The sequence below is a fragment of the Lactococcus sp. AK05 genome (assembly GCF_041026685.1).
Taxonomy (GTDB): Bacteria; Bacillota; Bacilli; order Lactobacillales; family Streptococcaceae; genus Lactococcus; species Lactococcus lactis.
This window is the reverse complement of record NZ_JBFTEI010000009.1, coordinates 1-24,412: the sequence shown is the minus strand read 5'-3', so window position 1 is coordinate 24,412 and position 24,412 is coordinate 1. Positions and strand designations below refer to the sequence as shown.

Annotated in this window: 23 protein-coding genes; all 23 read left to right on the top strand. The window is 35.1% G+C overall.

From position 1 onward, the window contains the following. Positions 1 to 297: 297 nt before the first annotated feature. The 23 genes from pheS (at position 298) to AB6B24_RS11435 (ending at position 24,354) form a co-directional block, all read left to right on the top strand. On the top strand, positions 298 to 1,338 hold the full coding sequence (pheS, locus tag AB6B24_RS11545; RefSeq protein ID WP_004254858.1) for a phenylalanine--tRNA ligase subunit alpha: 1,041 nt from the start codon (positions 298 to 300) through the stop codon (positions 1,336 to 1,338). Between the two features lie 36 nt (positions 1,339 to 1,374). Then, entirely contained in the window at positions 1,375 to 3,768 is a 2,394-nt protein-coding gene (pheT, locus tag AB6B24_RS11540) for a phenylalanine--tRNA ligase subunit beta (RefSeq protein ID WP_058218978.1), read from the top strand. A gap of 226 nt (positions 3,769 to 3,994) precedes the next feature. Further along, a complete protein-coding gene (locus AB6B24_RS11535; RefSeq protein WP_195935839.1) occupies positions 3,995 to 5,059 on the top strand; it encodes a 3D domain-containing protein in 1,065 nt (354 codons plus the stop codon). Between the two features lie 59 nt (positions 5,060 to 5,118). Continuing rightward, positions 5,119 to 6,042, top strand: a complete 924-nt coding sequence (gene rsgA, locus AB6B24_RS11530) for a ribosome small subunit-dependent GTPase A (RefSeq protein ID WP_004254873.1) — start codon at positions 5,119 to 5,121, stop codon at positions 6,040 to 6,042. After that, positions 6,014 to 6,274: a hypothetical protein gene (locus AB6B24_RS11525; RefSeq protein ID WP_012898465.1), complete on the top strand. Its 261-nt coding sequence runs from the start codon at positions 6,014 to 6,016 to the stop codon at positions 6,272 to 6,274. The genes rsgA and AB6B24_RS11525 overlap by 29 nt, the downstream gene beginning before the upstream one ends. After that, a complete protein-coding gene (locus AB6B24_RS11520) occupies positions 6,271 to 6,528 on the top strand; it encodes a hypothetical protein (RefSeq protein ID WP_250354482.1) in 258 nt (85 codons plus the stop codon). Before AB6B24_RS11525 ends, AB6B24_RS11520 begins: the two co-directional genes overlap by 4 nt. A 58-nt stretch (positions 6,529 to 6,586) precedes the next feature. Continuing rightward, positions 6,587 to 7,249 (top strand): ribulose-phosphate 3-epimerase, encoded by a 663-nt coding sequence (rpe, locus tag AB6B24_RS11515; RefSeq protein WP_311804201.1) that lies wholly within the window; start codon positions 6,587 to 6,589, stop codon positions 7,247 to 7,249. After that, positions 7,246 to 7,755: an AAA family ATPase gene (locus AB6B24_RS11510; protein WP_311806844.1), complete on the top strand. Its 510-nt coding sequence runs from the start codon at positions 7,246 to 7,248 to the stop codon at positions 7,753 to 7,755. Before rpe ends, AB6B24_RS11510 begins: the two co-directional genes overlap by 4 nt. A gap of 9 nt (positions 7,756 to 7,764) precedes the next feature. Next, positions 7,765 to 9,063, top strand: coding sequence for a DNA recombination protein RmuC (gene rmuC / locus AB6B24_RS11505; protein WP_311802937.1), 1,299 nt, complete (start codon positions 7,765 to 7,767; stop codon positions 9,061 to 9,063). 73 nt (positions 9,064 to 9,136) lie between these two features. Continuing rightward, entirely contained in the window at positions 9,137 to 10,081 is a 945-nt protein-coding gene (locus AB6B24_RS11500) for a 3'-5' exoribonuclease YhaM family protein (protein ID WP_004254890.1), read from the top strand. A 310-nt stretch (positions 10,082 to 10,391) separates the two neighbouring features. Beyond that, positions 10,392 to 11,261 carry an aldose 1-epimerase family protein gene (locus tag AB6B24_RS11495; RefSeq protein ID WP_004254893.1) on the top strand — a complete coding sequence of 290 codons (870 nt, stop codon included), beginning with the start codon at positions 10,392 to 10,394 and terminating at the stop codon, positions 11,259 to 11,261. A gap of 135 nt (positions 11,262 to 11,396) precedes the next feature. Then, a complete protein-coding gene (locus tag AB6B24_RS11490; RefSeq protein WP_311805730.1) occupies positions 11,397 to 12,305 on the top strand; it encodes an AEC family transporter in 909 nt (302 codons plus the stop codon). Positions 12,306 to 12,313: 8 nt separating this feature from the next. Beyond that, positions 12,314 to 12,874: an NUDIX hydrolase gene (locus tag AB6B24_RS11485; RefSeq protein ID WP_058218973.1), complete on the top strand. Its 561-nt coding sequence runs from the start codon at positions 12,314 to 12,316 to the stop codon at positions 12,872 to 12,874. Positions 12,875 to 13,026: 152 nt separating this feature from the next. After that, positions 13,027 to 13,992 carry a homoserine O-succinyltransferase gene (gene metA / locus AB6B24_RS11480; RefSeq protein ID WP_015427061.1) on the top strand — a complete coding sequence of 322 codons (966 nt, stop codon included), beginning with the start codon at positions 13,027 to 13,029 and terminating at the stop codon, positions 13,990 to 13,992. A 30-nt stretch (positions 13,993 to 14,022) separates the two neighbouring features. Further along, positions 14,023 to 15,111: a cystathionine gamma-synthase gene (locus tag AB6B24_RS11475; RefSeq protein WP_311804198.1), complete on the top strand. Its 1,089-nt coding sequence runs from the start codon at positions 14,023 to 14,025 to the stop codon at positions 15,109 to 15,111. Positions 15,112 to 15,375: 264 nt separating this feature from the next. Then, positions 15,376 to 16,539: a MalY/PatB family protein gene (locus AB6B24_RS11470; protein WP_311804196.1), complete on the top strand. Its 1,164-nt coding sequence runs from the start codon at positions 15,376 to 15,378 to the stop codon at positions 16,537 to 16,539. 54 nt (positions 16,540 to 16,593) lie between these two features. After that, positions 16,594 to 17,733, top strand: coding sequence for a cation:proton antiporter (locus tag AB6B24_RS11465; RefSeq protein WP_311804195.1), 1,140 nt, complete (start codon positions 16,594 to 16,596; stop codon positions 17,731 to 17,733). 225 nt (positions 17,734 to 17,958) lie between these two features. Continuing rightward, the gene (gene upp, locus AB6B24_RS11460) at positions 17,959 to 18,594 is read left to right on the top strand and encodes a uracil phosphoribosyltransferase (protein WP_011835873.1); all 636 of its coding nucleotides are present in this window, start codon (positions 17,959 to 17,961) and stop codon (positions 18,592 to 18,594) included. A 141-nt stretch (positions 18,595 to 18,735) separates the two neighbouring features. Continuing rightward, positions 18,736 to 19,344, top strand: coding sequence for a nitroreductase family protein (locus AB6B24_RS11455; protein ID WP_010906194.1), 609 nt, complete (start codon positions 18,736 to 18,738; stop codon positions 19,342 to 19,344). A gap of 105 nt (positions 19,345 to 19,449) precedes the next feature. Next, the gene (locus tag AB6B24_RS11450) at positions 19,450 to 20,712 is read left to right on the top strand and encodes an Nramp family divalent metal transporter (RefSeq protein ID WP_047206840.1); all 1,263 of its coding nucleotides are present in this window, start codon (positions 19,450 to 19,452) and stop codon (positions 20,710 to 20,712) included. Positions 20,713 to 20,769: 57 nt separating this feature from the next. Continuing rightward, complete coding sequence (locus AB6B24_RS11445; protein ID WP_004254946.1) at positions 20,770 to 21,087, top strand: ATP cone domain-containing protein; 318 nt, start codon at positions 20,770 to 20,772, stop codon at positions 21,085 to 21,087. A 560-nt stretch (positions 21,088 to 21,647) separates the two neighbouring features. Further along, positions 21,648 to 23,588, top strand: coding sequence for a threonine--tRNA ligase (gene thrS / locus AB6B24_RS11440; protein ID WP_311804194.1), 1,941 nt, complete (start codon positions 21,648 to 21,650; stop codon positions 23,586 to 23,588). A gap of 106 nt (positions 23,589 to 23,694) precedes the next feature. Further along, a complete protein-coding gene (locus tag AB6B24_RS11435; protein WP_311804193.1) occupies positions 23,695 to 24,354 on the top strand; it encodes a trimeric intracellular cation channel family protein in 660 nt (219 codons plus the stop codon). Positions 24,355 to 24,412 lie beyond the last annotated feature (58 nt).

The following is a 24,412-nucleotide window of genomic DNA, read 5'->3' as shown; positions in this document are numbered from 1 at the left end:
AGATTGTCTATGAAATTTGAGGGAATTGTGGTCACCGACTGAAAGCCACAATATGGAATTGCAATTGAAGTTCACCTTACTAAAGAAAGCTATTTTTAATCTATCATTTAGAGTGATAGTCTAAAAGGTAGGCTTTTGTGTGAATTAAATAATTAAATTAAGTGATAAAATAGGATGGTACCGCGGCTTTCGCTCCTTTGGAGATGAGAGTTGTGGTATTTTTTATTTTCTATTAAATCTGACTCAAATCTCTTTTTAATAACAAATATATATTTTTCATAAGTTGAAAGGATAAAAATGAACTTACAAGAAAAAATTGAAGACCTTCGCAAGCGGACTTTGTCTGACTTACTCTCTGTTGCTGATGAAAAAACACTGAATAATTTAAGAACTGTGATGCTTGGTAAAAAGGGTGAATTGACTGAAATTCTGAAAGGGATGAAAGACCTAACTAATGAAGAACGTCCAGTTATTGGCGCACTTGCCAATGCTTTTCGTGATGAGTTTGGGGCAAAATTTGAAGCTAAAAAAGTGGAAATTGAACAAGCAGTAATGAATGCCGCTTTAGAATCAGAAACTTTGGATGTGACTTTGCCAGGAAAAGCTCAGAAAAAAGGAAGTCGCCATATCTTAACTCAAACGCAAGAAGAAATTGAAGAAATTTTCCTTGGAATGGGTTATGAAATTGTTGATGGCTATGAAGTGGAAACGGACCATTATAATTTTGAGCGAATGAATCTTCCAAAAGATCATCCAGCTCGTGATATGCAAGATACCTTCTATATCACTAATGAAGTTTTACTTCGTACGCATACTTCACCTATGCAAGCTCGGACAATGGATGCTCATGATTTCTCTAAAGGTGGTTTACGCATGATTGCTCCTGGTCGTGTTTATCGTCGTGATACAGATGATGCCACTCACAGCCACCAATTTCATCAAATTGAAGGTTTGGTTGTAGATAAAAATATCACAATGGCGGACCTTAAAGGAACGCTTGACCTTGTCATGAAAAAAATGTTTGGTCAAGACCGTGAATTACGCTGGCGTCCAAGTTATTTCCCATTTACTGAACCTTCTGTTGAGGTTGATATTTCTTGTTTCAAATGTGGCGGAAAAGGCTGTAACGTCTGCAAACATACCGGCTGGATTGAAATTCTTGGTGCAGGTATGGTCCATCCCAATGTGCTTGAAATGTCTGGTTTAGATTCTTCAGTTTATTCTGGTTTTGCTTTCGGGCTTGGTCAAGAACGTATTGCGATGCTCCGTTATGGAATCAATGATATTCGTGGATTCTATCAAGGAGATGTACGATTCTTAGAGCAATTTGGAAAATAAAAAGGTCAAAAGACTGTGAATAGAAAGTGAAATAAAATGCAAGTATCATATAAATGGTTAAAAGAGTTGGTGCCTAATCTTAGAGCGACATCGGCTGAATTAGAACAAAAGATGTCAACGTCTGGGATTGAGGTTGAAGGCGTGACAAGTCCAATGGAAGGTTTGTCAAAACTTGTTGTGGGAGAAATTTTATCAAGTGAAGATATTCCTGACACACACTTACACATCACACAAGTGAATGTTGGAGCTGAAGAATCATTGCAAATTGTTTGTGGTGCGCCAAATGTTCGTGTGGGTATGAAAGTAATTGTAGCACTTGTGGGTGCTCGAATTGCTGATAATTATAAAATCAAAAAAGGTAAAATTCGAGGAGTTGAATCTCTCGGGATGCTCTGTGCGCTTGATGAAATTGGGATTGATGAAAAAATTAATCCAATGAAGCATGAGGATGGTATTTTTGAAATGCCAGCGGATGCTAAAGTTGGTGATAGTATTTTCTCTTATCTTGATATGGATGATGAAATCATTGAATTATCAATTACACCAAACCGTGCGGATGCTTTGTCAATGCATGGGGCAGCTTGGGAAGTTGGTGCTATTTATGGTTTACCAGTTCAATTAGAAAAGAAAGATTTAGTAGAAGCTTCTGAATCAGCAGCAAGTAAAATTGCAGTAAAAGTTGAAACAGATAAGGTTCCAACATATAAAATTCGTTTGATTGAAGGGGTTAAGATTGCTAAATCACCACAATGGTTGCAAAACCGTTTGATGAATGCTGGTGTGAAACCAATCAACAATGTAGTGGATGTGACGAATTATGTTTTGATGGCTTTTGGTCAACCTTTGCATAGTTTTGATTTTGCTAAATTTGGTTCTGATGAAATTTTGGTTCGTCAAGCTAAGGCTGGTGAAAAAATGACAACCTTAGACCATGTTGAACGTGAATTAGATGATTCTGATATTGTGGTTACCGCAAATGGACTTCCTGTAGCGCTTGGTGGTGTTATGGGTGGCGCTGATAGTGAAATTACTGACGAAACAACAAGTGTTGCCCTTGAAGCGGCTCTATTTGATGGGACTTCAATTCGTAAAACTTCTCAAAAATTTGCTTTGCGTTCGGAAGCATCAAGTCGTTTTGAAAAAGGAATTAATGAAGGAACGGTTCGTGAGGCACTTGATTTTGCAGCAGCAATGATAGTTGAATTGGCTGGCGGAAAAGTTCTTTCAGGCGTTGTTGAATCAAATGATTATCAACCTCTTTTGCCAAAAGTATCAATTACTTTGAGTCGCGTTAATAGTGCTTTGGGAACAGATTTATCTCTTGAGACTGTGGAGAAAATTTTTGTTCAACTTGGCTTTGGGGTTGAAGTTGACGGTGAAAAATTTACTTGTGAAATTCCATCACGTCGTTGGGATATTCATATTGAAGCTGATTTAGTTGAAGAAGTAGCTCGTATTTATGGCTATGATAATTTGCCAAGTACTTTGCCTTCCTCACAAAATGCTGGTGAGTTGACTCAAATGCAAAAATTCCGTCGTACAGTGCGAACAGGTCTTGAAAGTTCAGGGCTTAATGAAGTTATTGGTTATTCGCTTGTAACTCCAGAAAAAGCAACTGAATTTGTGGGTCAGCTTGAAACAACAACGCTTATGATGCCAATGACCGAAGATCGTCAAACACTTCGTGCAAACATGATTCCAGGACTTTTGGATATTGTAAATTACAATCAGAATCGTAAAAATGCTGATGTGGCAATTTATGAAATTGGCAATATTTTCTTACCAAATCCAGATGATATTCGTCCGATAGAAGTACCAAACCTTGCTTTTGCTATTTCTGGAAATGTTGTGGATAAATCATATAATGGGCAAGCTGTTCCTGTTGATTTCTACTATGCTAAGGGAATTGTGGAAAACCTTCTTGAAGCATACAAAGAAGTAGAATTTATTCCAAGCAATAATCAAGCAGCGATGCACCCAGGACGGACTGCTGTCATTAAAATTAATGGTCGTGTGGCTGGTTTTGTAGGACAAATTCATCCGGCGACAGCTAAAAAATACGACATTGCAGAAACTTATGTTGCTGGTCTTGATATGCAAGTGATGCTTGAAGAATTACCAGCTCAAACTATCTTTACTGACATTCCGAAAGTTCAAGCGGTTCACCGTGATATCGCACTTTTGATTGATGCTGAAGTGACACATGCACAAATTGTTTCTGTCATTAAATCAAGTCGTGTCAAAACACTTAGCCAAGTTGAGTTATTTGATATTTATCAAGGCAAAAACTTACCGGCTGGTAAGAAATCAATGGCTTACAGTCTCACTTTCCAACCTGTTGAAAATACAATGACAGATGATGAAATTACGGCTGCGGTCAATAAAATTACAAAAAATCTTGTGGAAAAATTGGATATAGAAATCCGTTAATTTGAAAAAGTACTGACAAAAAAACTGTCAGTAAAAATCTCTATTGGTATTTTACTGATAGAGATTTTTTTGTAAATAAATAATAAAGAAGTGAATGAAAATTTGCTTTCAGTAAATCAAGAAGCTTTTGTGGAAGTATCGTTTTGTATTTATTTTAAAATTATGTTAATCTTAGTAAAGATATTGCAATTAAAATCCTGAGGGGATATGTTAGAATAGACAAAGTATGAAGAATTTAATTCCTAAAAAAATAAAACAAGTTGGAATACTTGTGGGAGCTTTACTGATGATTTTGTCAGTACTACCATCTAATCTCTTAGGAGTAACAAAGGTAAATGCTGAGAGCTCTCAAACGGAAGTCAACCAAGAACTTACAAACTTCCAAACAGAACTCGATAGCAAATTAGCGCAGGCAAATAAGATTTATAGTCAAGCGCAAGAAGCTCAAGAAAAAGTTAAGCAGTCAAAGAGCAAAATCACAGAATATGAAAGCAAAATTGCTGAAACTGAAAATGATATTGTTCAACTCAAGGCTTCTGTCGCAAAACAAATGCGAGCAGTACAATCAAATGGTGGGGCTACGTTCTCATATATTGATGTCGTTGCGTCATCAAAAAATCTCTCAGAGATGATTACACGTTTGACCAATCTGAATGTAGTTTTGACAGCCGAGGCTGACCAAGCTAAATCTTTGATAGAAAAAGAAGCTTCACTTAAAACAATGAAAGTTAAATTGGAAGAAACGCAAGAATCTCTTGTGAAAAACCAAAATGACTATCAAGGACAAGTAGATAGCTTGCAAAGTAGTATTTCATCGCTTAAGGATAAAATTAGTTCTAATAAACAACTTTTGAGTGAAATGCAAGAAAAAGCAGCAGCAGAACAAAAAGCTCGCGATGAAGCATTGGCTAAATCGGTAGCTGAGGTTAAAGCTAAAGCGGAAACAGACAAAAATAAGAGCTCAAATCCTTCGCCACTGCCAGATCCACCAAAACCAACCCCTCCAACTACTCCTTCTGGTGGTCGTACTTTAAATGTAGAAGCAACGGCTTATGCTTTAAATGGGATTACAGCAACGGGAATTGATTTAAGTAAAAATCCAATTTGTATTGCGGTTGACCCAAGTGTTATTCCTTTGAATTCTCTTGTTGAAGTTCCAGGATATGGAATTGCAATTGCTGGTGATACTGGGGGAGCAATTATTGGGAATATCATTGATGTCCATTTTCCAACTAATGACCAAGCAATTGCTTGGGGACGGAAAAATATTCAAATCACTGTTTTGAGTTAATAAACTTTAAAAAATAATGAAAGGCTTACAGTTAAGCCTTTTTTTGGTATAATGAGAACATGATAAAAAATGGACGTATTGTCAAATCTTTGGCAGGCTTTTATGATGTAGAATCAGAAGGTGAAGTTTATCAGACGCGTGCGCGTGGTAATTTCAGAAAAAAAGGAATGAAACCTGTTGTGGGAGATTTTGTTGAATTTTCTACTGAGGAAAATTCAGAAGGTTATATTTTAAAAATTGGTGAGCGAAAAAATTCTTTAATTCGACCATCTATTGCTAATATTGATCAAGCTGTGATTATTATGTCAACAGTGAGCCCAAATTTTAGTTTGAATTTATTAGACCGCTTTTTGGTTTTTTTAGAGCATAAAAATATTCACCCGATGATTTACATTTCTAAGTTGGATTTACTGACAGAGATGCAGGAAGGCTCAGATAAGAATAAAAAAACTTTTAATCAGCTGACAGATTATGAACAGATAAAAAGTGATTATGAACAAATTGGTTATGATGTTTTTTTTGATGCTGAGCATTTGGTCAGTAATTTAGCGGGAAAAGTAACTGTCTTTATGGGTCAAACTGGCGCTGGTAAGACTACTTTGCTAAATAAAATTGCACCAGAAATGCAACTGGCAACGGGAGAAACTTCAGAAAAACTGGGGCGTGGGCGTCATACGACACGTCATGTTGAATTTTTTGAATTGGCTGGTGGCTTAATTGCTGACACACCGGGATTTTCTAGTCTAGACTATGAAGTGACAAATCAGCCGGATTTGAATGCTGCTTTTCCTGAAATTTTAAGAATCAGTCATGATTGCAAGTTTCGCGAATGTACACATACGCATGAACCCAGCTGTGCAGTTAAGCTGGCACTAGAAAATCATGAAATTTTAGAGAGCCGCTATGATAATTATTTACAGATTTTAGATGAAATTAATCACACGAGGGAAACTTATGAGAAAAAACGAAAAAAACAGGGCTAAAGATAATATTTGGTTGAAACAAGCTGGTTTTTTTGCCCTTGTTTTAGCATGGATTTTAGCGATTTATTTTAAAAATGATTTGTCAAAAACAATGATGATTATTGTATTTATCCTCTTGGTTATTGCAACTTTCTTTGTTATTTTTTGGTTAAACCGTGTCTTTTTTGGATTAACTAATCAGCCCAAAGAGGATAAAAAAGATTTAGAGAGTTCACAGGACAAAGAAAAATGAAAAAACGATTGAAAACAGAAGCCTTTTTAGCGGTTATTTTTGCGCTTATTTGCCAAATTTTAGAAATGTTTGTCTTCAAAAGTGGAAGTCTGGCCTTTGTGATGAATCTCTTGACCGTCATTGCTTTAGGCTTAGCAATTATGCTTGGAGTTCGTGCGGCAACCGTTGTAGAGCACAAACGTGAGGGTGAATCTTGGAAAACAATTATTAAAGAAGAACTTCATGATGATTCATCAGAAAATAGTGGTGAATAAGTGTTTTTAGTTTCAAAAGATAAATTACTAATTCAAGTTATTTAGAGAGAGGATAGAAATGAAAAATAAAATTGCTCCATCAATTTTGTCAGCAGACTTTGGAAATTTTGCAAGAGATGTGAAACGTTTAGAATCTGCTGGAGCTGACCTTGTACATATTGACGTAATGGACGGACATTTTGTGGATAATTTAACCTTTGGAGCTGGCGTTGTTTCGGCACTTCGCGCACAAACTCATTTATTTTTCGATGTTCACATGATGGTTGAAAATCCTGAAAAATATGTGGAGGATTTTGCAAAGGCAGGAGCTGATAGCATGAGTATTCATGTTGAAGCAACTCATCATATTCACGGAGCACTTCAAAAAATTAAGAATGCCGGCATGAAAGCTTCGGTAGTTATTAATCCTGGAACTCCTGTAGAGGCGATTAAAACTGTTTTACCACTTGTGGATATGGTCTTAGTAATGACAGTCAATCCTGGTTTTGGAGGTCAAAAATTTATTCCTGAAATGATGGATAAAGTTCGTGAACTCGCTCAAATTCGAGCTGATAAAAAGCTTGATTTTGAAATCGAAGTTGATGGTGGAATTGATGACCAAACAATTAAAGTTGCTAAAGCTGCCGGAGCTAATGTTTTTGTTGCAGGGTCATTTATTTTTAATGGTGAAGTTGAAGTAAATATTAGTAAATTAAAAGAAGAACTAATGGAAAAACTATGATTATTTGGTTAAATGGTGCATATGGTTCGGGAAAGACAACTATTGCTGAACTCTTGCATGAACGTATTTTTCCCTCGTGGATTTATGATCCAGAGGAAATCGGAGATTTTTTTAGAAAAAATTTGCCAAAAGAAATTCAAAAAGATGATTTCCAAAAATATCAAGAATGGCGGACTTGGAATGTTCAGATTCTTGAAAAGTTAAATAGAGAATATTCAGGAACCATTATTGTACCAATGACCCTACATATGAAGTTTTGTTTTGAGGAGATTTTTAAATCACTAGAAGTGCGAAATATCGAAGTTCATCGGTTTTTACTTGAAGTTTCTAAAGAGGAACTAATAAGGCGTCTTAATTTAAGAAATGATGCTTTAAAAAAATGGGGCTTATGTCATTTAGAAGAAGAACTGACATTTTTTGATACACTACCAGATAGTGAAAAAATTAATAATCAACAAAATCTAGAACTTGTAGTTAAAGAAATTTTAGAAAAAGTAGGAAAATAAAAAATCAAGATGGAAGTCATAATTATTATATTACTTATACTTTTGATTTTACTGTCCCTTGCCAATTTTTTCAAAAAAACTGACAAAGGAAATACGAGTCATCAGTTAAATTATCTTAATCAAAATTTATCGGAAATGCGCTCAGATATTAACCAGCAACTTGCGCAAAATAGACAGGAACTTTCTAGTAGTTTACGTTCGGTCAATAATGATTTCTCGGCACTGACAGAAAATATCAATAGTAAGTTTGATTGGCAGTTTAAAGATTTACAAAACTCAAATGAGCAAAAATTAGAAAAAATTTCTGTAAGTTTGGTAGAATCTACTGATAGAACGGTTAGTAAACTGTCAGAACTGACAGAGTCAATTACCGCCAAATTTGACCATAAATTTAAAGAATTACAAGATTCAAATGATAAAAGATTGAGTCAGATTCAAGAAACGGTCGATGAAAAATTGCAAGAAACATTAAATCGCAGAATTTCGCAATCCTTTGAACAGGTAACTTTACATTTGAAAAATGTGGAAGAGGGCTTGGGCGAAATGAGAAATCTTGCCAGCGATGTGGACAGCCTACAAAAGGTAATGACCGGTGTTAAAACACGTGGGATTGTTGGTGAAATTCAGTTAGGCCGAATTTTAGAGCAAATGTTTACAAGTAGTCAATACCGTGAACAAGTCAATATCCAAGGGGGCAATGCAGTTGATTATGCTTTGATTTTACCTGGAAAATCTGATGATTCAGAGCTTTTATTACCAATTGACTCAAAATTCCCGATGGAAGATTATCAACGATTACAAATGGCTTTGGAATCCAATGACATTCTGGAAATTGATAAGACAAGAAAAGCATTATTTAATGCCATCAAAGCTCAAGCTAAATCAATTAGCGAAAAATATATTGTTCCGCCAAAAACAACAGATTTTGCCATTATGTTTTTACCAACTGAAGGTCTGTTTATGGAAGTGGTCAATAATCCTGAACTTTACGAGCAAATCAGCCGTGACTATAAGATCAATGTTACAGGGCCAACAACGATGACCGCCGTCTTAAATAGTTTGCAAATGGGCTTTAAAACTTTGCAAATCGAACAAAAATCAGCTGAAGTTTATGAAATGCTAGGAGCTGTTAAAACAGAGTTTGATAAATTTGAGGATTCATTGAAAAAAGTTCAACAAAAAATTCAGCAATCAGAAAAAGAAATTAATAATCTGATTACGACAAGAACAAATGTCATGAAAAAAGCGCTGACGAACATTGACCGGATAGATGATAGTGAAAGCAGCAAACTTTTGGATTTAAATTGACAAAGTAGTAAATATTTTATATCGCTTGGCTAGGTCACCTAAAGAGTCGGGCTTACATTTCAAAGGAGAAAACATGGTGCTCATTAAAAACTTAGAAATTGGCGAATTTTTTGAAGGGTTTTATCTGATTAAATCAGTTGAATTACGTCAAACTCGTGCAGGAAAAGACTTTTTAGCTTTAAGTTTTCAAGACCGAACAGGAACAATCAACGGAAATATTTGGGATGCCAATCCTAAGGCGGTTGAACAATTTAGAGCTGGACGTGTCGTACATATGAAGGCTCTCAAAGAACTTTATAATGGAATGCCTCAAGTCAATAAAATACAATTACGTTTGGCGACAGATAGTGAACCCAATCAACCTCATGATTACCGAGAAAGTTCACCTGTTCAAGAAAAAGATCTACGTGAATATGTTCAATCAATCGTCTTTCGTATTGAAAATGCGACTTTAAATCGAATTGTACGGACGATTTTGAAAAAATTTGATAAAGAATTTTATGAATTTCCTGCTGCAAAAACTAATCACCATGCTTTTGAAGGAGGTCTTGCTTTCCATACAACCACCATGCTTCAATTAGCAGAAAAAGTTTGCGAAGTTTATCCACAACTCAACGAAAATTTGATGTTTGCCGGTGTCTTACTGCATGATATGGCAAAATGTTTAGAGTTTACAGGTGCGGAAAATACTTCTTATACTTTGCGCGGAAATTTACTTGGGCACATTGTTTTGATTGATGAAGAAGTGAGTAAAGCCGCCATTGAACTTGGCTTTGATGATGACAATGAAGATTTATTAATGCTTCGTCATTGTTTGTTGAGTCATCATGGTGAGTTGGAATATGGTAGCCCTGTTCGTCCGCAAATTATGGAAGCAGAAATGATTCATCAAATTGATGTTATGGATGCCAATATGATGATGATGACTACGGCGACTCAAACGCTTGACCCAGGTCAATTTAGTCAACGCGTTTGGGCTTTATCTAATCGTAATTTTTATAAACCAAGAAAAGATTAAACCGTGGCGCATGGTTCAAGTGAATAAAAAAGCTGTTTTGCACCTAAATTTGAGCAATTTGGTGTGGAACAGCTTCGCACTTCATGCTAGGCTCTCCACTCTTGCAGTCGAGTGGATTGTTAAAAGGGGAGCCCAAGGGGCTCCTCTTTTGTCTATTTACACAGTCATTTGAGTCATAATTTAATTTTTGATTTTTTGTGGAAAGTACTTGTCAACATTCTGAACTGTGGCGTACGTTTTTTTACTGACAGAAATTTTTGTCAGTAAAAATGGTAAAATAGAGGAAGTTAAAAAATATAAGGAGTTTTTTATGAATTACACTTTGAAAAATGACCACTTAAATGTTGTTGTGGATACTTTTGGAGCAGAAATGCATTCTATTCAACATGATGATATTGAATATTTGTGGCAAGCAGATGCAAAATTTTGGGGCCGTCATGCTCCAGTTCTCTTTCCAATCGTAGGGAAATTGAAAAATGGGGAATATCGCTATAATGACAAAACTTATAAAATGGGCGGACACGGTTTTGCACGTGATAATGACTTTGAATTAATTAAGAAATCAGCTGATGAACTTGTTTTTGAACTTCGTGACAATGAAGATAGCTTAAATCATTATCCCTTTCATTTTGTTTTCCGTGTTTCTTATAAACTAGTAGACAATAAAATTAGAGTTCGTTATGAAGTGAAAAATGAAGATGAAAAATTCATGTCTTTTGGCGTTGGGGCTCACCCAGCTTTCAATGTTCCTTTAAAAAATGGAACTTTTGAAGATTACCAATTAACAATTTCACCAGATGAAAAGCGGACATTTATTCCACTTGATCCACCGTCAGGAACTTTGAAACTAGATGAAAGAGTTGAAAGTCAAGTCAGTCAACTTCCGTTAACAAGAGCACTTTTTGATAAAGATGCTTTAGTTTATACCTCATCAAAGGAGATGAAAGTTTCATTGACCAATAAATTAGATGACCACGGAGTCAGCCTAACATGGAAAAATATGCCTTATTTTGGTTTATGGTCACCTTATCCAAATGAAGCACCCTTTGTTTGTATCGAACCTTGGTGTGGAATTGCAGATGATGAAAATACTGATGGAGATATTACCAACAAGTTTGGAATCAATCAATTGGCACCAGAAGGAAAATTTTCTTGTGAATATACCATTGAAATTAAATAATCAAAAAAGACTCTCGTATTTTTACGGGAGTTTTTGCATAAAAAAATGCTAGAATTAATTGAGATAGGCTGTCAGTAAACTTAGGAGTTACAAAATTACTGACAGAATAAAAAACGACTGACAGAAAGTAAAATAATGACCACAATTCTTCTCAACGCCTTGAGTATCATGCTTGTTTTATTTTTAGCTCTCCTACTAAAGAAAATTAGAATTCTTCATCAAAAAGACGGAGCATTAACTTCAAAAATGGTTGTTTATCTGACCTTGCCAGCAACAATTTTAATTGGAGTCAATCATACAAAACTCTCTAATATTTTTTTTATCTTGATGTTTATGGGACTTTTTTCCAATCTTCTTTTAGTTTTTCTAGGAAAATTTATTGGGCGAAAAGCTACTGTTGAAGAACGTGGACTTTTTATGTTTGATTTGTCAGGTTATAATATCGGAAATTTTTCAATTCCTTTTGTTTCTAGTTTTTTTCCAGCGGCAATTCCATTTCTTGCCATGTTTGACATGGGAAACTCATTAATGGTGACAGGGACTACTCAAGCAATTGTTGAACTTTCAAGTGACAGAAAAAAACACGGCTTTATCTTACAAGAAATATTTGGCGTCTTATTTCGTAATCCACCCTTTGTTGTTTATATTTTTATGTTTATTTTAGCAATTTTCGGCCTATCTTTTCCGGATGAATGGCTAATTCCAATTCGCCCTTTAGCAAATGCTAATACCCTTTTATCTATCTTTACGATTGGGCTTTTTATGGAATTTCGTCTGCCAAAGGGAAAATTAAAACTTGTCTTAAAAATATTGACTTGGCGCTATTTACTAGCTTTTATTTTAGCTAGTTTGGTTTATTTTTTCCTTCCATTTCCAGCCATAATAAAAGAAATTCTTTTATTAATCTTCTTTTGCCCAATGTCCTTTTTACATATGATTCAGGCTATAGAACTTGGAAATGATAAGGCCTTAGCTGGATTGACAATAAGTTTATCCATGTTTATTTCTTTAATTTTAATGAGTATCATTGTAATAATTTTGTGAGGTGAAAAATGAAAAATCAAATAGAAAAATTATTAGAGAATTTTGTACCAGAAGGCCAGCAAGAAAAAACAGATTTTAAAGTTTTTCAAGATTTTGCAGCTGATGAAAAAAATTTGAATCGGTCTTCTATTGCACATTTTACAGCAAGTGCATTTGTTTTGAATGAAAGTCATGATAAAATTTTAGGAATTTATCATAAGATTTATCAAAGTTGGGGTTGGGTAGGCGGCCATGCTGATGGCAATGCTGACTTATTAGCTGTAGCGGTAAAAGAAGTTCAAGAAGAAACGGGACTGCGATCTTTCAAAAAACTTTCAGAAAAGCCAATTTCAATTGAAGCCTTACCTGTTTTTGGACATCATCACAGAAAATATGGTTATGTCAGTGCTCATATTCATCTTAATGTTACTTTTTTATTTGAAGCAAAGGAAAGTGATTCACTTCAAAAGAATACAGCTGAAACAGAGGGATTAGCCTGGATTCCCCTAGAAAAATTTTCCGAAAAATCCTCAGAAAAAGAAATGAGAGTAATCTATGATAAAATCATTGCTCGAATTATAAATAAATAAAAAAATACAAAATGAGACTTGCCATAGGCAAGTTTTATTATAAGATTAAAAATTTTAAATTAGACCATCACAGAATTAAAATGCGAGACTATTGCAAAAAAATCACGAAGGGCTATAATTGAGTCTAATTCTATTTGAAAGTTGAGTGATTTATGCCGGTAAAAGTGATTGAAGGTCTGCCCGCAATTGATGATTTGCGAGCGGATAATATTTTTGTTATGAATGATGAACGAGCGAAGAATCAAAATATTCGCCCTTTAAATTTGCTGGTGGTCAATCTCATGCCGCGTAAATTAATAACTGAAAGACAAATTCTACGATTACTATCGAACACTCCATTACAAATTAATGTTGACTTTTTATATATGACTTCTCATGATTTTAAAAATACGAAACAAGGGCATTTAGATTCCTTCTATAAATCTTTTTCTGAGATTAAGAGTCAATATTACGACGGATTAATTGTCACAGGAGCTCCGGTTGAGCAGTTAAACTTTGAAGAAGTGGACTATTGGAGTGAGCTTTTGAAAATTATTGACTGGTCTAAAAGCCATGTCTATTCAAGTCTGCATATTTGTTGGGGGGCACAAGCGGCACTTTATGCTCGCTATGGTGTAACTAAAGAAAATCTTCCGCAAAAATTGTGTGGTATTTACAAAAGCTCAGTAGAGCAACCTAAAAATCCATTATTTAGAGGATTTGATGATTTTTTTAATTATCCACAATCGCGATATACCCAATCAAATCCATCAGAAATAAAAAAAGTACCTGATTTGGAAGTCTTGTCAAGCTCTAAAGAAACCGGATTTTCAATTTTAGCGAAGAAAAATTTGCGTGAAATTTACCTTTTTGGCCATTTAGAATATGACCGTGAAACTTTAGCTTGGGAATATGAGAGAGATAAAGAAGAAGGACTGAAACCCAATCTTCCCCAAAATTATTTTCCAGAAAATGATGATAAAAATAAGCCCAAAAGTACTTGGGCTTCAGCAGCTTCCCTCTTTTTTTCAAATTGGTTGAATTATGCGGTTTATCAAGGAACGCCTTATCTAGGAGAGCGTCTGAGTCAACATTTGAATGAAGAAAATTATGATTTTAATCAAAAAGAGCAAAAGTAAAAAATAATGAGTTAAAAAACGAGGAAACTTATGGATAAAAGATTAGATACTTTATTGGCGCAAGTCGGAATTCATCAAGATGAGGCAACGGGAGCTTTAGTCAGTCCTTTGCATTTTTCAACGACCTATCAACATCCAGAATTTGGCCAATCGACTGGCTTTGATTACACCAGAACCAAAAATCCAACAAGAGCAACCTTGGAAGAAGCCCTTGCTTCAATTGAATCAGGACAATTTGCTCTAGCAACTTCGTCAGGAATGGCTGCAATTGTCTTGGCCTTTTCAGTTTTTCCAATCGGTTCAAAAATTGTTGCCAGTCGAGATTTGTATGGAGGTTCATTTCGCTGGTTTGATGAACAAGAAAAAGAGGGGCGATTTTACTTTTCCTATGCTAAAAGCGAAAAAGAAATGCTTGAGCTAATAGATGAAAATACTGATATTGTTTATATTGAAACACCGACAAATCCAATGATGGTTAAATATAATATTGAAAAAATCGCCAATAAAGCACAGGCATTTCATGCAAAAGTGATTGTTGACAATACTTTTTTTACCCCAATTTATCAAAAACCATTAGAATTGGGTGCGGATTTAGTGATTCATTCGGCAACAAAATATTTATCAGGACATAATGACGTCTTGGCTGGAGCGGTCATTGTTTATGATGAAGAACTTTATGAAAGATTATTATATCAGCTCAATACTACTGGAGCAGTTCTTTCTCCGTTTGACAGTTATCTTGTCATGCGAGGCCTGAAAACTTTAAGCCTCAGAATGGAGAGGGCAACTAAAAATGCCCAAAAAATTGTGACTTTCCTAAAAAAACTTCCATCAGTAAAAGAAGTACTTTACCCAGGATTAGGTGGCATGATTTCTCTAAAAGTTACTGACAAAAACAAAATTCCTGATATTTTAAATCACTTGAGCGTTTTTACCTTTGCTGAAAGCTTAGGAGGTGTTGAATCTTTAATCACTTATCCAACAGCGCAAACTCACCATGATATTCCACATGAGATTAGAGAAAGTTATGGTTTAACAGATGATTTGCTTCGTCTTTCAATCGGGATAGAAGATGTTCGCGATTTAATAGAAGATCTCAAAGAAGCTTTAGAAAATTAAAAAATTACTGATGAACAAGCTAGCATATCTGTAAGTGCTATCTACATGCTACGCACTACGCTGTCCATTCCAACTAAGTGCTAAAGCACTTGTCGACAGGGCGAAGCGCCAACGGCTATCCTATGATGAAACGATTAGAATATCCATAAGTGCTAAAATATGTTCTGTCAGTAAATTTTTTACTGATGGAACTACTAGCAGATCTGTAAACTGCTAAAGCAGTGACAGCTATCCTATGACAAAAAGAAAAAAGAGAGTATAAAAATGACAAAATATGATTTTACAACCATTCCAAATCGACTTGACCACAATTCTGTAAAATGGCAAGAAATAAAAGAGAATCCTCATAAACTTCCATTGTGGGTGGCTGATATGGATTTTCTTGCCTTACCAGAAATAAAACAAAGTATCCATGATTACGCAGACTATGGAGTTTATGGATATGCCTATGTTGAAGAAGATTTAATTAAAAGCATTCAAAATTGGGAAAAAAATCAACATCAGTATGACTTTTCTAAAGAAGCTTTAATTTTGGTTGAAGGAGTTGTTCCAGGAATTGGTCTGGCCATTCAAGCATTAACCAAAGAAAATGATGCTGTTTTAATAAACACACCTGTTTATCCCCCGTTTGCCAGAACAGTTAAGCTAAATAATCGAAAGCTAATTGAAAATAAACTGATTGAAAAAAACGGGGAATTTTTAATTGATTTTGAAGTTTTTGAAAAAGAAATTGTTGAAAATTCCGTGAAATTATATATTCTTTGTAACCCCCACAATCCTGGTGGGCGCGTGTGGATGAAAGAAGAACTGATAAAACTTGGCCAAATTTGTAAAAAGCATAATGTGATTGTCGTTTCTGATGAAATTCATCAAGATTTAACATTGTTTGGTCATCAGCACCAGACCTTTAACACTCTTTCAGAAGACTTCAAAGATTTTTCAGTTGTTTTATCTTCAGCCACTAAAAGTTTTAACATTGCTGGCGTGAAATGCGCTTATGCAATTATCGAAAACCAAGATTTACGTGAAAAATACTTGCAAAGAAGACTAGCAAATAATCAACAAGAAATTAGCACTTTAGGAATGCTAGCCACCAAAGTTGCTTATGAAAATGGAAGTGAATGGTTAAATGAACTCAAAAATGTGCTTGAAAAAAATATCACTTATATTGAGTCAGAACTTCATCAAAAAACAAAAATCAAAGTAATGAAACCTCAAGGAACCTATTTAATTTGGCTTGATTTTTCTGAATATCAATTAGAAGATAAGGGATTGGATGAAAAATTAGCAGAAGAGGCAGGTGTGATTTTAAATAAAGGAATAAGTTTTGGAAAAGCCGGGCAAGCGCATGCCAGATTAAATGCTGCTGCACCATTCTCATTGATTGAAGAAGCAAGCAAACGACTCGTAGAAACATTCAAAATTTAAGGTTTTTAGTCGAAAATGTGTTTTTAAGAATGAAAAATATGTTAAAATCAACTTATGAATGATATTTTACAACTCACAATTGTTTTAATTGCCTCTTTAATTGCTACTCTTGTTTCAAGACGCCTTAAAATTCCAGCTGTCGTTGGACAAATGCTTGTTGGGATTTTGATTGCTCCATCAGTTTTAGGCTTGGTTCATAGCGGTCATGTTCTAGAAGTGATGTCTGAGATTGGAGTTATCTTACTCATGTTCTTAGCAGGAATTGAGAGTGATTTAACTGTTCTAAAGAAAAATTTTAAAGCATCAATGCTCGTTGCAGTTGGTGGTGTGATTGTACCATTAATTGCCTTTGGACTTGTTGCTTTTGGCTTTGGTTACGGAATATCGACTAGTTTCTTTTATGGAATTGTTTTTGCTGCGACCTCAGTGTCGATTACGGTTGAAGTCTTGCAAGAATATGGTAAGCTCAGTACACGTGCAGGTTCGATTATTCTAGGAGCAGCAGTTGTTGATGATATTTTAGCTGTATTGATTTTATCAATTTTTACTAGTTTTAAAAATGGTGGTTCTGGTTCTCATCTTTTCTTCCAATTTTTGCTTGAACTTCTCTTTTTTGCCTTTTTATTTCTTGTGCATAAGCTTATTCCAAGATTTTGGAAATTCGTCCAAAAACTACCCATTGCCAACAAAAATACGATTGTTGCCTTGATTATTTGTTTGGGATTAAGTCTACTTGCTGATAGCGTAGGAATGTCAGCGGTAATAGGTAGTTTCTTTGCAGGACTTGCTATTTCACAAACAGAAGTAAGTCATAAGATTGAAGAATATACTTCAGCAATCGGTTATGTTATTTTTATCCCAGTATTCTTTGTACTTATCGCCATATCTGTTCAATTCGATAGTTTAATTCATCATCCTTGGATAATTTTACTCTTTACCCTTTTAGCAATTTTGACGAAATTTATCCCCGCCTATTTTGTTGGAAAAACAAGTAAATTAAGCACTGGTGAGAGTATGTTGATTGGAACAGGAATGATTTCACGAGGGGAAATGGCCCTGATTGTGGCTCAAATTGGTCTGACGAGTGCCATTATCACAGATGAAGTTTATTCGGAGCTGGTTATCGTGATTATTTTAGCAACTATATTAGCACCATTTTTAATTAAAATGGTCTTGAAAAAATATGATAATTAAGAAAAAATAAAGAATAAAAGACGAAAAATTTAAATTTTTTTAAATTTCATCTTATTCCTCCCAAAAAGACCAAAAAAGTGGTAAAATAGAAAAAATGCTTTTAGAGAATAGCGAGCTTGCTAGGCTCTAAAAAATTTTGCCTAAAATTAGCAAAATTGCCTTTTAAAGGCAGTTTACAAATCTGAACTTTGCTTAGCAAAGGGATCTAGCGAAAGGAAAATCAAAATGTCAAAATTTCAAGTCGTAGAACATCCATTGATTCAACACAAACTCTCAATCTTGCGTCGTAAAGAGGCATCGACAAAAGAATTCCGTGAACTTGTTGATGAAATTGGAATGCTTATGGCCTACGAAGTATCAAGAGATTTACCCCTTGAAGATGTCGAAATCGAAACACCCGTTCAAAAAACGACGGTTAAACAAATCGCAGGTAAAAAATTAGCGATTGTACCAATCTTACGTGCTGGTATTGGGATGGTAGACGGAATTTTGAAATTGATTCCAGCTGCTCGTGTAGGGCATATCGGAATGTATCGTGACGAAGAAACACTTAAACCAGTTGAATATTTAGTGAAACTTCCAGCAGATATTGCTGACCGTCAAATTTTCCTTGTTGACCCAATGCTTGCGACTGGTGGTTCAGCAATTTTAGCAGTTGATTCTCTTAAAAAACGAAATGCTAAGGCAGAAAATATTAAATTTGTTTGTCTTGTTGCTGCACCAGAAGGAGTGAAAGCTCTCCAAGAAGCACATCCAGATATTGAAATTTATACTGCAGCTTTGGATGAAAAACTTAATGAACATGGTTATATTGTCCCAGGTCTTGGTGATGCTGGAGACCGTTTGTTCGGTACTAAATAATAAATTTATCCCTATTTCAAATAGGGATTTTTTTTATTTTATAAAAAAAGTAATTTTTTGAATCAAAATAGTTTACAAGTGTAAATTTATTTGGTAAGATTACATATGTAAACAATAAAAACAAAAAAGGAAGTAATTATTATGTCATTCATTAAATCATTAGAAAACCGTCGCACAATCTACGCTCTTGGAAGAAACGTTCAAGATGAAGAAAAAGTGATTGAAACAATTAAAGAAGCTGTACGTTTTTCACCAACAGCTTTCAATTCACAAACTGGACGTCTTTTGATTCTCACAGGTGATGCGCAAGATAAACTTTGGGATGAAATTGTTGCCCCAGAACTTAAAGCAGCTATGGAAGCACAAGGTGTTCCTGAATCAGCTTGGGATAACACACGTGCAAAACTTGATGGATTTAAAGCTGCTTTTGGTACAATTCTTTTCTTTGAAGACCAAGCAGTTGTAAAAAATCTTCAAGAACAATTTGCTCTTTATGCAGATAACTTCCCAGTTTGGTCAGAACAAGGTTCAGGAATTATTTCTGTAAATGTATGGACTGCTCTTGCTGAACTTGGTTTAGGCGCTAACTTGCAACACTACAATCCATTGATTGACGAAGCCGTTGCTAAAGAATGGAATCTTCCAGAAAGCTGGAAACTTCGTGGACAACTTGTATTTGGTTCAATCGAAGCACCTGCTGGCGAAAAAACTTTCATGGATGATGCAGACCGTTTCATCGTTGCCAAATAATCAATTATTTTTAATGACCGTCAGTAAAATTTACTGACGGTTTTTTATTTTGTAAAGTTGAACTCTTAAAAGCTGCATGCTATAATTGTCCAAAAGGAAGTGAAAATGAAAAGGATAAAAATGAGGCGATTTTTACAAGATAAAAAATATCCAGCCCTTGATTTTTTGAAGTATGTTGGACCAGGATTGATTGTTGCAGTGGGATTTATAGATCCAGGAAATTGGGCTGCCAATCTTGCTGCGGGTTCTCAATTTGGTTATAAATTACTTTGGGTAATTACACTATCAACAATTATGTTGGCTTTTCTCCAGCATAATGTGGCCCACTTAGGGATTGTCACAGGAAAGTGTTTGTCAGAAAATGCGACCCAATACCTTAGACCCTGGCTCAGTAGAATAGTTTTGGGAACGGGAGTTTTAGCTTCTATTTCGACAGCAGTTGCTGAAATTTTGGGTGGAGCCATAGCTTTACAAATGCTCTTTAAATTACCAATTGTGGTAGGAGCAATTTTAACAGCTGGTTTGGTTATCTGGTTTTTGTTTAGTAATTCATATCCTAAAATTGAAAAAGTTATTATTGGTTTTGTAAGTTTGATTGGGATTGCACTTTTACTAGAAATTTTTATTATTCCACATATTAATTGGGGACAAGCAGCAAAAGGAATGGTTATTCCTTTTGTTGATGCAAAATCAATGCCAATCATCATGTCAGCCCTAGGGGCCGTTGTCATGCCACATAATCTATTTTTACACTCGGAAGTTATTCAAAGTCGTCAGTGGAATTTAAAAGATGAAGCGGTGATGGAAAGACAATTGCGTTTTGAGTTCTTTGATACAATTTTTTCAATGTTTCTAGGCTGGGTGATTAATTCTGCAATTATTATTATTGCTGCGGCTTTATTTTTCCCTCGAATTGTAACAGAAATTAATCAAGCACAAGAAATGCTCGTTCCTCTCCTTGGTCCAGTGGCTGCAATTATTTTTGCGATTGCTTTTCTTTTTGCAGGAGTAGCCTCATCGGTAACAGCAGGAATGGCAGGTGGGTCAATTTTTGCAGGAATCTTTGCAGAACCTTATGATGCACAAGACCCACATAGTAAATTAGGTGTTTTGATCACAATAATTGGAGCAACGATTGCCATTTGCGCTTTAAGTTTTGTGACTTCGCCCTTTAATATTTTAATTTATTCACAGGTTTTCTTAAGTATCCAATTACCAATTACTATCTTTTTGCAAATTTATTTGACAAGTTCTAAAAGAGTAATGGGCAAATATAAAAATGTTTGGTTTACAAAGTGGCTCTTATTAGCAACAGGAGTTTTTGTAACTTTACTCAATATCGTATTAATCGTCGAAACTTTTAAATAATTCCGAAAAATTTGGTATAATAGTATTGTAAGAAGATTAAAAAATAAGGAGAAATTGATGCAAGCAAAATTAGTTAATAAAGTAGTTATCAAACGTAATGGACATGTCGTTGACTGGGATAGCTTCCGCATTCAAACGGCAGTATTCAAAGCTGCAATCAATGGTAAATACAAAGATAAACCGCTCCACGCCAATATGATTGCTAATAATGTAACAAAAGTCGTTGAAAAAGTAATTGCTGAGCTCTCTTTTGAAAAAATTGAGATTGAAACGATTCAAAACCAAGTGATAAAACAACTCAATGATTTTGATAAAGATGTGGCACGCGATTTTCTTGCTTACAAAACAAAGCAAAATATTGAGCAAAGACATTAATATAAAAAGAACTCATTGAGTTCTTTTTTACTCGTCAGTAAAAATTACTGACAGAACTTTTAATTTTGGGCTGTCAGTAATTTTATTTAGTATAATTTCCTTCTTGACAAATTTTAGGTCAAGCTTTACAATATAAGAAGAGACATGTTTTTAGTGAAAATTTCTAAGAAATCAGGCGGTTGATGCGAGCCTGAAAATGGCAGCTAAAAATACCACTCATTACTTACATACTTTTTGTAAGTTAAATTCTTTTTTGGACAACAGAAAAGCGTCTCTGACACGTTACGTCAAAGAAGAGAAATTTACTGACAGCAATTTTATAGCTAAAAATTGAGCACTTTTGTAAGCAATAATTGCTAGAAAGAGCTTAACGAATTTTGTCAGTAAATAGAACAAAGGTGGTAACACGCAGATCGCGTCCTTTATAGGATAAGATTTGCGTTTTTTTATTTCCATAAATTATTGACAAGACTTTTAACAAGTAATTCATTGCTCCCAAGCAATCGGATTTTTCTGTCAGTAATTTCCAACTAAAAAAAGATTAAAGAAAGGCACATAAAATGATTAAAATAACATTTCCAGACGGTAACGTAAAAGAATTTGAGGCGGGCGTAACAACATTTGAAATCGCTAAATCAATCTCACCCAGTCTTGCCAAAAAAACACTTGCAGGTAAGGTCAACGGAAAATTAATTGATGCCACTCGAGCAATCAATGAAGATAGCAACTTTGAAATTGTAACACCAGACCATGAAGATGCACTTGGAATTTTACGACATTCAGCTGCTCACCTTTTTGCTCAAGCAGCAAAACGCCATTTCCCTGATATTCACTTGGGTGTTGGACCAGCTATTCAAGATGGTTTCTATTACGATACAGATAACGAATCCGGTCAAATTTCAAATGATGATTTGGCAACAATCGAAGCTGAAATGAAGAAAATTGTTAAAGAAAACTTCAAATCAGAACGTAAAGAAGTAAGCAAAGAAGAAGCAAAAGAAATTTTTGCAAATGATCCATACAAACTCGAACTCATTGAAGAACACAATGAGGACGAAGGTGGACTTACTATCTATACTCAAGGTGAATATACTGACCTTTGTCGTGGCCCACACGTTCCATCAACTGGTGTCATCAAATTTTTCCACCTTCTCAACGTTGCAGGTGCTTACTGGCGCGGTAATTCTGATAACAAGATGATGCAACGTATTTACGGTACAGCTTGGTTTACAAAAGAAGAATTAGAAGAAAATCTTAAACTTCGTGAAGAAGCAAAAGAACGTGACCACCGTAAACTCGGTCGCGAACTTGACTTGTTCTTTAATGACGCAGAACTTGGTGCGGGAACTGCTTACTGGCTCCCAGCTGGAGCAACAATTCGTCGAATTATTGAACGTTTTGTTGTTGACCAAGAAGTGAAAAACGGTTATCAACACGTTATCACACCAGTCATGATGAACCTTAATACTTATAAACAATCAGGTCACTGGCAACATTACCATGAAGATATGTATCCACCAATGGATATGGGTGATGGCGAAGAAATGGAACTTCGTCCAATGAACTGTCCGAGCCATATTGCTATCTATAAACATCACGTTCACTCTTATCGTGAACTCCCAATTCGTATTGCTGAATTTGGGATGATGCACCGTTATGAAAAATCAGGAGCACTCTCAGGACTTCAACGTGTCCGCGAAATGACTTTGAATGATGGTCATACTTTCGTCATGTTAGAACAAGTTCAAGAAGAATTTAGTAAAATTCTTCAATTGATTATGGACATGTACCGTGACTTTGGAATCAATGATTACAGCTTCCGACTCAGCTACCGTGACCCTAAAGATACAGTGAAATATTTCCCTGATGATGAAATGTGGGAAAAATCTCAAGCAATGCTCAAAGCGACAATGGATGACATGAATCTTGACTACGTTGAAGCAGAAGGAGAAGCAGCATTTTACGGTCCTAAACTTGACATTCAAGTTAAAACTGCGCTTGGTAATGAAGAAACACTTTCAACCATTCAGTTGGACTTCCTTAATCCTGAAAACTTTGACATTTCATATATCGGTGCTGACGGGGAAAAACATCGCCCAGTAATGATTCACCGTGGCGTAATCTCAACACTTGAACGTTTCATTGCCTACCTTATCGAAGTTTATAAAGGTGCTTTCCCAACATGGCTCGCTCCAACTCAAGCAACCATTATTCCAGTAAATAATGAAATTCATGCCGATTATGCTTGGAAAATTCAACGTGAACTTCAAGATAAAGGCTTCCGCGTTGTTGTCGATGAAGCCAATGAAAAAATGGGCTGGAAGATTCGTCAATCACAAACACACAAAATTCCATATCAAATCGTTATTGGAGACCAAGAACAAGCTGATGGAACTGTAAATATTCGTCGTTATGGCTCAAAAGAAACAAAAGTCATTCCGCTTGAAGAATTTATTGAAAATATCAGCGCAGATGTTGCTAATTTTAGTCGCGTTGATTAAAGAAAAAGAGACTGTTGAAAATCAGTCTCTTTTTTATTTATATTGGAGGATTATAAGGTATAATAAATTGTATTAAAAAGATTATTAAGGTGAAGTATAAAGGGATATGGAAGTGATTAGCAGTTTTTATTTATTTTTGGAAATTTTAGGAACCGTAGCATTCGCTATTTCGGGGACCGTGGTGGGGATCAATCATAAACTAGATATTTTTGGTATTCTTGTGATGTCAGTAATAACAGCTGTTGGTGGTGGGATATTTCGAGATTTACTCTTAGGAGCAACACCTCCTACAGCATTAAAATCACCATTTTTTATAGTTATTTCGATTATTGCATCAATAGTAGCTATGCTTGTAGCACTAATAATTAAATCAAGAAGAGAAGCATTGAGTATTTTTAAAGCAGCACGTTTCTACAATAATCTTCTCTTAGTTTCTGATGCCATAGGTCTAGGAATTTTTACTGTATTAGGGATTGATGCTGGAATAGCAAATGGTTATTCACAAAATATCTTCTTCATTGTATTCTTAGGAGTATTGACAGGTGTCGGTGGTGGAATGATACGTGATGTGATTGCAAATCAAGTTCCGATGATTTTTAGAGAAAACATCTATGCCCTACCATGTATTATTGGTGGAATTCTATATGTATACCTTCAATCGGTAATCAGCCATAACTTTGCTTTATTTATTTGTGTCATCTTTATCGTTCTCATCAGAATCATTTCAGAACAAAGAAAACTAAATTTACCAAGAATTGAATATTAATGTATTTAATGAAACATGACAACCGTGGGGTTTTTCGGATGTAAGATAAAAAAAGTCG